Raw genomic sequence first — 14,161 nt, 5'->3', positions numbered from 1 at the left:
CCATGACGGCCCCCGCCGAGCAGGCACCCTCCCACCACGAGCACGACCTGGTCCTGGTCGTCGACTTCGGCGCCCAGTACGCCCAGCTGATCGCCCGCCGGGTGCGCGAGGCGCGGGTCTACTCCGAGATCGTGCCGCACACGATGCCGGTGGCGGAGATGCTGGCCAAGAACCCGGCCGCGATCATCCTCTCCGGCGGCCCGTCCTCGGTGTACGCCGAGGGCGCCCCGGCGATCGACCCCGCCATCTTCACGGCCGGCACCCCGGTGTTCGGGATGTGCTACGGCTTCCAGCTCATGGCCCAGGGCCTGGGCGGCACGGTGTCGGCGACCGGCGCGCGCGAGTACGGCCGCACCCGGGTCCACGTCGGCCACGCCGGCACCCTGCTCGGTGGCATCCCGACCGACCACAAGGTGTGGATGTCGCACGGAGACTCGGTGACCGCCGCACCCGAGGGCTTCGAGGTGCTGGCGCAGACCGACGTCACCCCGGTGGCCGCGTTCGAGAACGTCGAGCGCCGCCTGGCCGGCGTGCAGTGGCACCCCGAGGTGCTGCACTCCGAGCACGGCCAGAAGGTGCTCGAGCACTTCCTGTGGGACATCGCCGGCTGCCGCCAGACCTGGACCATCGGCAACATCGCCGAGGAGCAGATCGAGCGGATCCGCGAGCAGATCGGCACCGAGGGCCGCGCGATCTGCGGCCTGTCCGGCGGCGTCGACTCCGCGGTCGCCGCGGCGATCGTGCAGAAGGCGATCGGTGACCGCCTGACCTGCGTGTACGTCGACCACGGACTCATGCGCAAGGGCGAGACCGAGCAGATCGAGCGCGACTTCGTCGCCTCCACCGGCGCCAACCTGGTCGTGGTGGACGCCGAGAAGCAGTTCCTCGACGCGCTGGCCGGGGTCACCGACCCCGAGACCAAGCGCAAGATCATCGGTCGCGAGTTCATCCGTACCTTCGAGGCGGCCGAGGTCGACATCATCAAGGGCGCCCCGGAGGGCACCAAGGTCGCGTTCCTGGTGCAGGGCACGCTCTACCCGGACGTGGTCGAGTCCGGCGGGGGAGCGGGCACCTCGAACATCAAGTCCCACCACAACGTCGGCGGCCTGCCCGAGGACCTCGAGTTCGAGCTGGTCGAGCCGCTGCGCACGCTCTTCAAGGACGAGGTCCGCCTGGTCGGCGAGCAGCTGGGCCTGCCGCCGGAGATCGTCTGGCGCCACCCGTTCCCGGGCCCCGGCCTGGGCATCCGGATCATCGGCGAGGTCACCCGCGAGCGGCTCGACATCCTGCGCGAGGCCGACGCGATCGCCCGCGCGGAGCTCACCGCCGCCGGCCTGGACCGCGACATCTGGCAGTTCCCGGTGGTGCTGCTCGCCGACGTCCGCTCGGTCGGCGTCCAGGGCGACGGCCGCACCTACGGTCACCCGGTGGTGCTGCGCCCGGTGACCTCGGAGGACGCGATGACCGCCGACTGGGCCCGGCTGCCCTACGACGTACTGGAGCGGATCTCGACCCGGATCACAAACGAGGTGGCCGAGGTCAACCGGGTCACGGTCGACATCACCTCGAAGCCGCCGGGCACTATCGAGTGGGAGTGACCCTCCGCTGACCGGTCGGGCCGGCCGCGTGGAGTCGTGTGCCTGAGAGCGCCCCCCGGGCGGGTGTGGGGCACACGACCCTGGCCTGGCCCGGCCCGCACCCGGCCCCGTGCGCCGCCGGGCGTGGGGCACACGACCCGGCCCGGCCCGCACCCGGCCCCGTGCGCCGCGTCACCGCACCGTCCGGCGCCGTACCGGCCGGTCGCGCCCCATCCCGGGGCACCCTTCCGTAGGATTGTCGACAATCTTCACTCGCGGCGAAGGGTACCCATGGCGAAGTTGAGCATGTCCGGGTCGCGGCACGAGCTGCCCGCGACGCTGGTCGACGTGACGGCGCGACGCTTGCGCGACGCGATCCTGAGCGGCGAGCTGGGGCCGGGGGAGAAGATCGTCGAGGAGCGGCTCTGCGACGAGCTCGGCACCAGCCGGGCGCCGCTGCGCGAGGCGCTGCGGCTGCTCGCCCAGCAGGGCCTGGTCGAGCACCTGCCGCGCCGCGGGTCCCGGGTCGTGGAGTGGACGGCGGCCGACGTGGTCGAGCTGTTCGAGGTGCGCGCGGTGCTGGAGCGGCACGCGGTCGAGTCGGCGTTCCCGGTCGACGACCTGGTCGCGGCACTGGCGCCGGTGCGGGACGCCCTGGAGGGGATGCGCCGCGCCGTCGGCGAGCTGGACCGCGACGACGCCCACCGCGCCTTCCATGCCGCCATCGTGGCGCTGGCCGGCAACCGGCAGCTCGACATCGCCCTGGAGCCGATCCTGGTCAAGCTGCAGGTGCCGATGGCGAAGAACCTCCGTGCGGAGGCCCGGCAGCACCAGGGGGACGGGATCGAGCGTCACCAGGTGCTGCTCGACGCTCTGGAGAGCAACGACGCGAGCGTGGTCGTCGAGGCGCTGCGCCGTCACGGCCACCTGGACTACCTCGACCTCTCGGCGAGCTAGCGCTCCCGGCCGGCCGGGTCGCCGCCCGGTCTCTCGACGGCGATTTACACAAACGACCCACGGGTGTAGCCCACAGCGTTCGGCATTCTGTCGACAATCGACGCTATGGCAGCAGCTCCCGGACCCCAGCTCGGACCCTCGGTCGCCGAGATCCTCGCGTCCCACGCCAGCGGCAGCGGATCGCCGACCCGCACCGCCGCACGGGTCGCCGACGCGATCGAGGCCCGCGGCGAGGACGGCACCTGGATCTCCACGGTCCCGCGCGAGCTGCTGATCGCCGCCGCCGAGGAGATCGAGCGGAGGCCCGGCGCGCGGACCCTCCCGCTCTACGGGGTCCCGTTCGGCGTGAAGGACAGCATCGACGTCGCCGGCGTGCCGACCACGCTCTCCTGCCCGGACTACGCCTACGTCGCCGAGCGCACCGCGCCGGTCGTCCAGCGGCTCCTGGACGCGGGCGCGCTGTACGTCGGCAAGACCAACCTGGACCAGTTCGCCACCGGACTCAACGGCACCCGGACGCCGTACCCGGTGCCGCGCAGCGTGTACGGCGGCGAGCTGATCTCCGGGGGCTCCAGCTCGGGCTCCGCGCTGGCGGTCGCCCTCGGGCAGGTGCCGTTCGCCGTCGCCACCGACACCGCCGGCTCCGGCCGGGTGCCCGCGGCCCTCAACGGCGTGGTCGGCTACAAGCCCTCCCGCGGCCTGATCAGCACCGTCGGCCTGGTGCCGGCGTGCCGGTCGCTGGACTGCATCAGCCTGATGGCCTCCTGCGTCGACGACCTGGACCGCGTCGCCGACGTGGTGATGGCCCCCGACCCGGCCGACGCCTGGTCCCGGTCCCGCGGCGCCACCTGGTCGGCACCGACGGTCCGGGTCGGCCTGCCGGCGCCCGAGGAGCTGGAGTTCTTCGGCGACGAGGCGAGCGCGGAGGCGCACCTCGCCTTCCGGGACCGCCTGGCCCGCCAGCCCGGCGTCGAGGTGGTCGAGGTCGGCCTGGCGCCGTTCCTGGCCGCCGGCGAGCTGCTCTACCAGGGCCCCTGGGTGGCCGAGCGGCTGGTCGAGTTCGCCGACTTCCTCGACGAGCACCCCGAGGCGATCCACCCGGTGGTGCGCGAGATCCTCGAGGGCGGCCGCCGCTACACCGCCGTCGACGCCTTCGCCGCGCTGCAGCGCCTGCAGGAGCTGAAGGCCGAGGTCGGCCGGCTCTGGCAGGGGATGGACGTGCTGGTGCTGCCCACCATCGGCACCACCTTCACCGTCGCCGAGGTGCTGGCCGACCCGATCCGGTGCAACACCGTGCTCGGCCACTACACCCACTTCGGCAACCTGCTCGACCTGCTCGGCCTCGCCCTCCCCGCCGGTACGACGGCCGACGGACGTCCCGCCGGCGCGATGCTGCTGGGCCCGGCGCTGAGCGACGACGTCGTGCTCGGCCTGGCCGCCCGGTTGCTGGACGAGCCCCGGGACGCGCCGACGCCCGCCGGGCACGCCTCCGCCGTACCGGCCCACGCAGCGCCCGCCCCTTCCGACCGCACCCCTCCCGCCCGCACCGAGGAGCACCTGTGACCAGCCCTGACAGCCGTATCGAGGTACCCGCAGAGCCGACCGCGTTCCCCCTCGTCGAGGGCGCCACCGCGCTGATCGTGATCGACATGCAGCGCGACTTCCTGCTCCCCGGGGGCTTCGGGGAGAGCCTGGGCAACGACGTCAGCCTGCTGCAGAGGGTGGTCGAACCCCTCGCCGGGCTGATCGCCGCCGCGCGGGCCGTCGGCGTCCCGGTGATCCACACCCGCGAGGGTCACCTGCCGGACCTGTCGGACTGTCCGCCGGCGAAGCTCCACCGCGGCGCGCCCTCGAAGCGGATCGGCGACCCCGGTCCCTCCGGCCGGATCCTGGTCCGCGGCGAGTACGGGCACGACATCGTCGACGAGCTGCGCCCGCTGCCGGGCGAGGTCGTCATCGACAAGCCGGGCAAGGGCGCGTTCTACGCGACCGACCTGCAGCAGGTCCTCGCCGACGCCGGGATCACCCAGCTGATCGTCACCGGGGTGACCACCGAGGTCTGCGTCCACACCACGACACGGGAGGCGAACGACCGGGGCTACGAGTGCCTGGTCGTCTCCGACTGCGTCGGGTCCTACTTCCCGGAGTTCCAGCGCGTCGGCCTCGAGATGGTCAAGGCCCAGGGCGGGATCTTCGGATGGGTCGCGAGCAGCGACGACGTCGTCGCCGCGCTGGCCTCGCTCTCCGCGCGCACCACCACCCCCGCCTAGCTCCCGCCCGGCTCCCGCCCCGATCCCGCCCGGCTCCCGCCTCGATCCCGTCCAGTTCCCGCCCAGGAGACACCACGATGGCTACTGACACCGACGCTCCCACTCCGCCGACCACGAAGATCTCGCTGCCCTGGTGGACGCCGGGCGACACCAACGCCTTCTTCGGCCTCGGCTTCAACATCCTCGTCAACGTGCTGACGCTGACCGCCCTGACGATCGGCGTGGTCGGGGTGCCCGCCGACGACGTCCTCGGCACGGTCCTCCCGGCCCTCGGCATCGCCCTGATCCTGGGCAACCTCTACTACACGTTCCTCGCCCGGCGCCTGGCCCGCAGGGAGAACCGCGACGACGTGACCGCCCTGCCCTACGGGCCGAGCGTCCCGCACATGTTCATCGTGGTCTTCGTCGTCATGCTCCCGGTCTACCTGGCGACCGACGACGCCGTCCGGGCCTGGGAGGCGGGCCTGGCCTGGGCCTTCCTGATCGGCGTGATCGTGATGATCGGGGCGTTCGTCGGGCCCTACATCCGCCGACTGACCCCGCGCGCCGCGATGCTGGGCACGCTGGCCGGTATCTCGATCACGTTCATCTCGATGCGGCCCGCCGCGCAGATGTGGGAGGCCGCCTGGATCGGCCTGCCGGTGCTGGCGATCATCCTGATCGGCTTCTTCACCGACGTGCGGCTGCCGTTCAACGTCCCGGTCGGGCTGGCCGCGCTGCTGATCGGCACCGCGATCGGGTGGATCGGCGGCTACATGTCGGCCCCCGACGTGAGCGCCGCGGTCTCCGACATCGCCATCGGGGTCCCCGACCAGCGGCTCGACCTGCTGTTCAACGGCCTGGGCGACCTCGCCCCGCTGCTCGGCACCGCTATCCCGCTCGGCGTCTACAACTTCACGGAGGCGATGAGCAACGTGGAGAGCGCCGCGGCGGCCGGTGACAACTACAACCTGCGCAGCGTGCTCCTGGCCGACGGCGCCGGCGCGGTGGTCGGCTCGGCCTTCGGCTCGCCCTTCCCGCCGGCGGTCTACATCGGCCACCCGGGCTGGAAGGACGCCGGAGGCCGCGCGAACTACTCCCTGGCCAGTGGCGTGGCGATCGGCCTGCTCTGCTTCCTCGGGCTCTTCGGAGTCCTCGCGGCGCTGCTGCCGGTGCCGGCGATCGTGCCGATCCTGCTCTTCATCGGCCTGCTGATCGGCGCCCAGGCGTTCCAGGCGGTGCCGCGACTGCACGCGGTCGCGGTGGTGGCGGCGCTGCTGCCCAACCTCGCGCAGTGGTGCCAGGGAACGATCGACAACGCCCTGGCCGCGGCCGGCACGAGTGCCACCGAGGTCGGGTACGACGCCCTCAACGGCGCCGGCGTGGTGTACGAGGGACTCAAGATCCTCGGCGAGGGCGCGGTGCTGGGCGGCCTGATCCTCGGCACCATCGTCACGTTCCTGCTGGAGAAGAAGTTCCACTGGGCGGCCATGGCCGCGGCGGTGGCGGCGACCCTGTCGTTCATCGGGCTGATCCATGCTCCGAAGGTCGAGTGGGCCGCGGCGCCCGAGGTGGCCCTGGGGTACCTGCTCTTCGGCGCCGTCTGCTTGGCCTTCTGGTTCCTGCCCGGGGCCCGGACGCCGGTCGTGGTGGACGCCGAGGACGTGCTGGAGCACTGACTCCGACGCCGGCGGAGCCGCCGTACGGCGAGTCCGTTCGGCGGGGACGGACGGTGCCGTGGACCGGGTGTGGGGCCCTGGTCCGCGGCGCCGACCTTTGTTGGGCACCCGGACCACTGCGCGCCGTCAGTGCCCTGTGCTACAAGTCACAGCATGCGTTGGTCGCCTGCCCGAGGTGCGGCCGAGACCCCGAGGACGTGAGCGATGACGACTCCGGTGCCCGTCACCTGTCCCCTGTGCGAGGCCACCTGTGGCCTGCTCGTCACCCCGACAGCCGAGGGGATCAAGGTCCGCGGCGACCGCGACGACGTGTTCAGCAAGGGCTACCTGTGCCCGAAGGGCGCCTCGATCGGCGAGCTGCACGAAGACCCCGACCGGCTCCGCGCGCCGCTGGTGAAGCGCGACGGGGAGTTCGTGGAGGTCTCCTGGGAGGAGGCCTACGCCGAGATCGAGCGCCGGCTCCCGGCGGTCCAGGCGGTGCACGGTCGCGACGCGGTCGCGGCGTACTTCGGCAACCCGACCGCCCACACCCTGGCCGGCGCCCTCTACCTGCGGCCGCTGATCAAGGCGCTGGGCACCCGGAACATCTTCAGCGCGGGCACCGTGGACCAGGTGCCGCGGATGTTCGTGGCCGGCTACCTCTTCGGCGACGTCGCCACCATCCCGGTACCCGACCTGGACCGGACCGACTACCTGCTGGTGCTCGGCGGCAACCCGCTGGTCTCCAACGGCAGCATGATGACCGCGCCGGACATGCGCGGCCGGATCCGGGCGATCGCGAAGCGGGGCAAGGTGGTCGTCGTCGACCCGAGCCGCACCCGCACCGCGGAGGCCGCCTCGGAGCACCTGGCCATCCGGCCGGGCACGGACGCGTTCCTGCTGCTGGCGATGGTGCACACGCTCTTCGCCGAGGACCTGGTCACCCTCGGCGCGGCCGATGGCCTGGTCCGGGGCGTGGAGGAGGTGCGCAGCCTCGCCGCGGACTTCCCGCCCGAGGCCGTCGCCGAGCGGACCGGGATCGAGGCCGAGACGATCCGGCGGCTGGCCCGGGAGGTGGCCGGCACCGAGCGGGCCGTCGTCTACGGCCGGATGGGCACCACCACGAGTGCGTTCGGGACCGTCAACAGCTGGCTGATCGACGTGATCAACGTGCTGACCGGGCACCTGGACAGGCCGGGCGGCGCGATGTTCCCGATGGCCGCGGCCGGGCAGCCGAACACCCGGCCCGGGCCGCGCAAGCCGTTCCGCCACGGGCGCTGGCGCAGCCGCGTCTCGGACCTGCCCGAGGTGATGGGCGAGCTGCCGTCGGTGGCCCTGGCCGAGGAGATCTCCACGCCGGGCGAGGGTCAGGTGCGGGCGCTGATCACGGTCTGCGGCAACCCGGTGGTCAGCGTCCCCGGCTCCGACGACCTCGACGCGGCGCTGGCGGACCTCGACTTCATGGTCAGCCTGGACGTGTACGTCAACGAGACCACCCGGCACGCGGACGTGATCCTGCCCGGCCCCACGCCGTTGGAGCGGGCGCACTACGACCTGCTCCTCTACCAGTACTCGGTGCGCAACATCGCCCGCTGGTCCGAGCCCGTCCTGCCGACCGAGGTGCCCCCGGACTGGCACGCGATGGTCCGGATCGCCGCGATCGCCTCCGGTGCCGGGGCCGAGGTCCCGGTCGAGCAGCTCGACGACGCGCTCGCCGCCGGCCTGGCCCAGCTCAACGGCGTCGAGCCGGCGACCGGGCTGCACGGGCCGGAGCGGCTGCTCGACATCCTGTTCCGCGCCGGGCCCTACGAGCTCACCTTCGCCGAGGTCGCCGCAGCGCCGCACGGCATCGACCTGGGGCCGTTGCAGCCCCGGCTGCCCGGGGTGCTGTCGACCGCCAGCGGCCTGGTCGACCTGGCGCCCGCGGCGATCCTCGAGGACGTGCCGCGCCTGCGCGAGGCGGCCGCGCAGCCGGTCCTCGACGACGGGCTGGTGCTGATCGGCCGACGGCACCTGCGGTCGAACAACTCGTGGATGCACAACGTGCCGACGCTGGTCGGCGGCACCAACACCTGCACGCTGCACGTCCACCCCGACGACGCCACCCGGCTGCGGCTCGAGGACGGCGGGCGGGCCGCGGTCGCCTCGGCGGCCGGGCGGGTCGAGGTCGCGGTCGAGGTCACCGACACCATCCGCAGCGGCGTCGTGAGCCTGCCGCACGGGTGGGGGCACGAGGGCATCCGGGGGAGCGTGGCCACCAAGGACCCCGGGGTGAACTCCAACCGACTCGGTGACGTCTCCCGGCGCGACGCCCCGACCGGCACCGCCGTCGTCAACGGCATCCCGGTCACCGTCGCACCCGTGTGAGTCCTGCCGGCCGGGGAGCCGCCCGGGAGACTGCGGCCACGTCCGTGCCTGACCGTGGGAGGCGCCCGGTCGCGCGTGGTGCGCGCGACCGGGCGGTGCGACGACCGTCTCGGCGCTCCCCGACCCCCCAGTGCCGGAGAGCGCCGCTGTCCCCGGTGTCGCTCGAGGACGACGGTGGCCCACCGGCGAGGGTTCGTCCAGCGATTCGGATGATTCCGAACAACTCCGAACAGGGCGCCCGGCGTCGCTACCGTCGCGTTGTCGGAGAGGTGCGCGGGCAAGGAGGATGCGCGGTGGGGGATCCCGGCCTTGGGGGGAAGGGCGGGGCGAATCTCGATGAGATCGCCAGGGGGCTGCAGCGACTGCGCGTCGCGGCCGGCAGCCCGTCGTACGCCGAGATCGTCCGGCTGATCGCCGAGGACCGGAAGCGGCGGAGCGGCGTGGAGGTCGGTGTGGCCCCGGGGCGCACCACGGTCTACGACGCGTTCCGCCTCGGGCGGCGCCGGGTGGACGCGGCGCTGGTCGGTGAGATCGTCCGGGCGCTGGGCGGCGACGACGCCGAGGTCGCGGCGTGGCGACAGCGGTGCGTCCTCGCCTCGGCCGGCGGCGACGCCGTGCCCGAGGCGTCGGGTCGGGAGCCGGCCCGGGAGTCGGGCCGGGAGCCGATCGGGGTGCCCGGCGGGAGCGGGGCGGCCGGTGCCGAGGCGGCGGCCGGGGCCACGCTGGTCGGCTCCGGGCCGGACCTCGGTGCCGAGCCCAGTACCCAGCCCAGTACCCAGCCCAGTGCCGAGCCCGGCGTCGAGCCCGGATCCCGGCGTGGTGTCGCGGGGGGTGCTGGCCGGTTGTCGGTCTGGCAGATCGTCGTCGTGCTGCTCGCCGCCGTCGCGGTGAACGTGCTCGGGCGGTTGGTCGCCGACTTCCTCGAGGCGCCGCTGTACCTGGACATGGTCGGCACCGCGTTCGTCGCGATCGCCCTCGGCCCGTGGTGGGGCGCCGCCGTCGGGGCCGCGTCGAACGTGGTCCGCGGGGCGCTGATCGCGTCGACGTCCCTGCCGTTCGCGGTGGTCAACGTCGCCGGTGCGCTCGTCTGGGGCTACGGGGTCCGTCGCTTCGGACTGCACCGGTCGGTGTCGCGCTTCCTGCTGCTCTGCGCCGGGGTCGCGGTGACCTGCTCGCTGGTCGCCACGCCGATCCTCGTGTACGGCTTCGGGGGCCACAACCACCACGGCTCGGACCGGATGACCGAGACCTTCCTCGGGCTGCACCTGAGCCTGCTGGTCTCGGTGTTCGCCGCGAACCTGCTCGCCTCCCTGCTCGACAAGGTCGTCAGCGGATTCGTCGCCCTCGGGGCCGTCGAGGCGCTGCTCGGGCGGGCACCGACGGACGACGGCGGGGTGTCGCGATGAGCGGCGTTGGCACGATGAGCCGCGGCGCCTCGTTCGCCCGGGTGGTGGCGGCGTACGTCTTGGCGTTCGGGGCGGCGACGTTGTGGCTGGTCGCCGGCCCCGACACCCGGTGGCTCTGGTTGGACGGCCTGATCGCCGACCTGATCGCGACGCTGGTGGTCTTCGCGGCCAGCCGGATCCACCACAACTCCAGCTTCTACGACGCCTACTGGAGCGTGCTGCCGCCGTTCCTGGCCGGCTACTGGGCGCTGGCCGCGGGCACCGGCGACGGGCTCCGGGTCGCGCTGGTGCTGCTGGTGATCGGCCTCTGGGCGGTGCGGCTGACCGCCAACTGGGCGATCTCGTTCCCCGGGCTGCACCACGAGGACTGGCGCTACCCGCTGTTGCGGGACCGGGCCGGCCGGTTCGAGCTGGTCGTGGACCTGATGGCGATCCATGTCATCCCGACCCTGCAGGTCTTCCTCGGGCTGCTGCCGGTCTACGTCGCCGTCACCCGGGCCGGGCGGCCGGTCGGCTGGCTCGACGCGGCGGCGTTCCTGATCGGGGTCGGCGCGGTGCTGCTGGAGCTCGTCGCCGACGGCCAGATGCGGCGGTTCGCGCGCGAGCGGCGGCCGGGGGAGGCGATGGACCGCGGTCTCTGGGGCTGGTCGCGGCACCCGAACTACTTCGGGGAGATCGGCTTCTGGTGCGCGCTCGGCCTGTTCGGGCTCGCGACCTCGCCGGGCGACTGGTGGTGGTGCCTGCTGGGCGTGGTCGCGATGGTCGCCATGTTCCTCGGTGCGAGCATCCCGATGATGGAACAGCGCAGCCTGGAGCGGCGTCCGGAGTACGCCGACGTGATCGCCCGCGTGCCGCGGCTGGTGCCGCGGCCGCCCCGGCGCCAGCGGGCGGACGCGTGACCCGGCGGCCAGGGCGGCCGCGGGTGGTGGTCGCCGGCCTGGGGGACAGTGGGCTGCTCACGGCGATCCACCTGGCCCGCCACGCCGACGTCGTCGGCATCTCCGCCAAGCCGGGCCTGGTCAGCGGGCAGGAGCTGGGGCTGCGGCTGGCCCGCCCCGACGACTGGGCGCGCGACTACTGGGTGGGCTTCGACCGCTATCGGGGCCTGGACCGGGTGCGCACCGTGCATGCCACGCTGACCGGCCTGGACCGCGAGCGTCGGGCCGTCCGGCTGGTCACCGCCGACGGCGCCCGAGCCAGCGAGCCCTACGACGTGCTGGTGGTCAGTACCGGGGTCAGCAACGGCTTCTGGCGTCGCCCGGACCTGGAGACCGACGCGGAGGTGGCGGCCGGGCTCGGTCGCCACCACGGCGCTCTGGCGGCGGCCGCCCGCATCGCGGTGGTCGGGGGCGGCGCGGCCGCGGTGAGCAGCGCCTACCAGGTGGCCGCCCGATGGCCGGAGAAGCGGGTCGACCTCTACTTCCCGGGCGAGCGGGCGCTGCCCGCGCACCACGGCCGGGTGTGGGCGGACGTGGCCCGGCGGCTGGCGGCGGTCGGGGTCGAGCTGCATCCGGGGCATCGGGCCGTCGTACCGGCGGAGGGTGGCGAGCGGATCACGGGAGGCCCGATCGCGTTCAGCACCGGGCAGGCCCCGGTGGCCGCGGACGCGGTCCTCTGGGCCGTCGGTCGGGTGCGCCCGAACAGCGACTGGCTGCCGCGGGACCTGGTCGACGACGACGGCTTCGTGCGGGTGCTGCCCACCCTGCAGACGCCCGCCGATCCGCGGATCTTCGCGGTCGGGGACGTCGCCGCCACCGACCCGCTGCGCTCCTCGGCGCGCAACCGCGCGGACCGGCTGGTGGCGGCCAACATCCGGGCGTTCCTGGCCGGCCGCGCGCTCGGCGAGTTCCGTGCGCCCGGGCGGCGCTGGGGCTCGGTGCTGGGCTACCAGCCCGACGGGCTGCGGGTCTACGCGCCGACGGGGCGGCCGTTCCGGATCGGTCGCCGGGCCGTCGACCTCGGGCTGCGCCCATGGGTGGTGCGCCGCGGGATCTACCGCGGCGTCCGCGGCTGAGATCGGTCAGATCGGTGAGGTCGGTCGAGCGCGGCCGTGCCCGGACGTGACGACGGCGACCACCCCCGAGCGGGTGGTCGCCGTCGTCGTCTCGACAGGAGCTGGAGCCGGGACTAGCCGAAGATGCTGACCCCGCCGGGACCGATCAGCAGCCCGACGACGATCAGGACGACGCCCCACAGGATGTCGCGCTGGACGAGACGGATGATGCCGGCGACGACCAGCACGACCGCGATCAGCCACAAGATGAACGCCATTGCTCTACTCCTCGATGTCGGAGCCCCGGTGGGGCTCGCGGTTGGTTGCGCCACTCCGCGGATCGCGCGTCGTGGGCGTGCCGTCCCTCCTACCCAGTGCTCAGGCGTTCATGCCTACGAACTGTCGCCGGGATCGCCGAGCGGATCTCCGGGCGGATCTCCGGGCGGGTCTCCGGGCGGGTCTCCGAGGCGGGGAGGACCGGATTTCTTGACTTAGTTCAAGTGTCGTATTAAATAGGTTCCATGGCCCTCGTCCTCGGCGTCGACTCCTCGACGCAGTCCACGAAGGCGGTCCTCGTCGATGGTGACGACGGCACCGTTCTCGAGCAGCGCACCGCCCCGCACCCGCCCGGCACCGAGGTCGACCCCCGGGTCTGGTTGGCAGCGTTCGACGAGGCCACCGCCGGCCTCCTCGACCGCGCCGAGGCGCTCGCCGTCGGCGGCCAGCAGCACGGCATGGTCGCCCTCGACGACAAGGGCGAGCCGGTCCGCGAGGCGCTGCTGTGGAACGACACGCGCAGCGCCGGCGCCGCCCTCGACCTGATCGAGGAGATGGGCGGCCCGCAGGCCTGCGCCGACGCGATCGGCAGCGTCATGGTCGCCTCCTTCACCGCCTCCAAGCTGCGCTGGCTGCGCGACCACGAGCCCGAGAACGCGGCACGGGTCGCCTCGGTGCTGCTGCCCCACGACTACGTCTCGCGGCACGCCTGCGCGCCTGGCACCGCAGCCTTCACCGACCGCGGCGACGCATCGGGCACCGGGTACTTCGCGACTGCTGAGGGCGCCTGGCGACCGGACCTGGCCGAGGCGGCGCTCGGGCACCTGCCGGCGCTGCCCAGGCTCGTCGCCCCCGGCGCCGTCGCCGCCCACACCGCCCGCGGCCAGGTGGTGGCCGCCGGCACCGGCGACAACATGGCGGCCGCGCTCGGAATGGCGCTCACCCCCGGTGACGTGCTGGTCTCCATCGGCACCTCCGGCGTCGCCTCGGCGATCAGCACCCACCCGATCGCCGACGGCACCGGCACCGTGACCGGCTTCGCCGACGCGACCGGCCACTACCTGCCGATGGTGACGACCATGAACGCCGCCGGCATCCTCGACCTTCAGGCCGGCCTCCTCGGCGTGGACCACGCCGAGCTCGCCGCACTCGCGATGACCTCTGTCCCCGGTGCGAACGGCGTGACGGTGCTGCCGTACTACGGCGGAGAGCGCACCCCCAACCGCCCCGCCGCGACCGGCACCTGGGCCGGCCTGAAGCCGACCACCACCCGCGCCGACCTGGCCCGCGCCGCCGTCGAGGCGCTGCTGTGCTCGCTCGCGGACGCCGTCGACGCCCTCGTGGCGCAGACCGGCGAGGAGCCGCGACGCGTGCTGATGGTCGGTGGCGCCACGAAGAGCGCCGCGGTCCGGGCGCTGGCGCCGGCGATCCTCGGCCGACCGGTGCTGCTGCCGGCGGAGGGGGAGTACGTCGCCCTCGGCGCCGCCCGCCAGGCCGCCTGGGCGCTCTCCGGCGCGGACGGCGCGCCGGAGTGGCCGTCCGCGGGCACCGCCGTGCTCGAGGCCGACCCGACCCCCGGCGTACGCGAGGCCTACGCCGCGCTGCGCGACGCCGCACCGACGCTGACCTGACCCCTCGTACGTCCCGACTCGAGCCCCCACAAGGAAGTGAGCAACCC

At 73.7% G+C, this 14,161-nt stretch carries 11 protein-coding genes; 10 read left to right on the top strand and 1 reads right to left on the bottom strand.

Annotation, left to right across the window (positions count from 1 at the left end; genetic code table 11):
- Positions 1–2 precede the first annotated feature (2 nt).
- The 9 genes from guaA (at position 3) to E8D34_RS11430 (ending at position 12,228) form a co-directional block, all read left to right on the top strand.
- Positions 3–1,598: a glutamine-hydrolyzing GMP synthase gene (gene guaA, locus E8D34_RS11470; RefSeq protein ID WP_136594778.1), complete on the top strand. Its 1,596-nt coding sequence runs from the start codon at positions 3–5 to the stop codon at positions 1,596–1,598.
- A 270-nt stretch (positions 1,599–1,868) separates the two neighbouring features.
- Entirely contained in the window at positions 1,869–2,534 is a 666-nt protein-coding gene (locus E8D34_RS11465; RefSeq protein ID WP_206056688.1) for a GntR family transcriptional regulator, read from the top strand.
- A gap of 105 nt (positions 2,535–2,639) precedes the next feature.
- Positions 2,640–4,097, top strand: a complete 1,458-nt coding sequence (locus E8D34_RS11460) for an allophanate hydrolase (protein WP_136594777.1) — start codon at positions 2,640–2,642, stop codon at positions 4,095–4,097.
- Positions 4,094–4,804 (top strand): cysteine hydrolase, encoded by a 711-nt coding sequence (locus E8D34_RS11455; RefSeq protein WP_136594776.1) that lies wholly within the window; start codon positions 4,094–4,096, stop codon positions 4,802–4,804. The genes E8D34_RS11460 and E8D34_RS11455 overlap by 4 nt, the downstream gene beginning before the upstream one ends.
- 77 nt (positions 4,805–4,881) lie before the next feature.
- Positions 4,882–6,462, top strand: coding sequence for a regulator (locus E8D34_RS11450; protein ID WP_136594775.1), 1,581 nt, complete (start codon positions 4,882–4,884; stop codon positions 6,460–6,462).
- A gap of 204 nt (positions 6,463–6,666) precedes the next feature.
- Positions 6,667–8,808 (top strand): molybdopterin-dependent oxidoreductase, encoded by a 2,142-nt coding sequence (locus tag E8D34_RS11445; protein WP_136594774.1) that lies wholly within the window; start codon positions 6,667–6,669, stop codon positions 8,806–8,808.
- A 293-nt stretch (positions 8,809–9,101) separates the two neighbouring features.
- Positions 9,102–10,214 carry an ECF transporter S component gene (locus E8D34_RS11440; RefSeq protein WP_136594773.1) on the top strand — a complete coding sequence of 371 codons (1,113 nt, stop codon included), beginning with the start codon at positions 9,102–9,104 and terminating at the stop codon, positions 10,212–10,214.
- Positions 10,211–11,113, top strand: a complete 903-nt coding sequence (locus E8D34_RS11435) for a DUF1295 domain-containing protein (protein ID WP_240771299.1) — start codon at positions 10,211–10,213, stop codon at positions 11,111–11,113. Before E8D34_RS11440 ends, E8D34_RS11435 begins: the two co-directional genes overlap by 4 nt.
- On the top strand, positions 11,110–12,228 hold the full coding sequence (locus E8D34_RS11430) for an FAD-dependent oxidoreductase (protein ID WP_206056687.1): 1,119 nt from the start codon (positions 11,110–11,112) through the stop codon (positions 12,226–12,228). The genes E8D34_RS11435 and E8D34_RS11430 overlap by 4 nt, the downstream gene beginning before the upstream one ends.
- 113 nt (positions 12,229–12,341) lie before the next feature.
- Here E8D34_RS11430 and E8D34_RS20775 read toward each other — a convergent pair whose 3' ends face one another.
- Positions 12,342–12,485: a GPGG-motif small membrane protein gene (locus E8D34_RS20775; protein ID WP_168929414.1), complete on the bottom strand. Its 144-nt coding sequence runs from the start codon at positions 12,483–12,485 to the stop codon at positions 12,342–12,344.
- A gap of 243 nt (positions 12,486–12,728) precedes the next feature.
- On the opposite strand from E8D34_RS20775, the gene xylB reads away from it, so the two are divergent.
- Positions 12,729–14,114 carry a xylulokinase gene (gene xylB, locus E8D34_RS11420; protein WP_136594771.1) on the top strand — a complete coding sequence of 462 codons (1,386 nt, stop codon included), beginning with the start codon at positions 12,729–12,731 and terminating at the stop codon, positions 14,112–14,114.
- Positions 14,115–14,161: the final 47 nt, after the last annotated feature.

The organism is Nocardioides sp. GY 10113 (assembly GCF_004919105.1).
Lineage (GTDB): Bacteria > Actinomycetota > Actinomycetes > Propionibacteriales > Nocardioidaceae > Nocardioides.
Note: the sequence above shows the minus strand (reverse complement) of the source record. Positions and strands in the feature narration are given on the sequence as shown.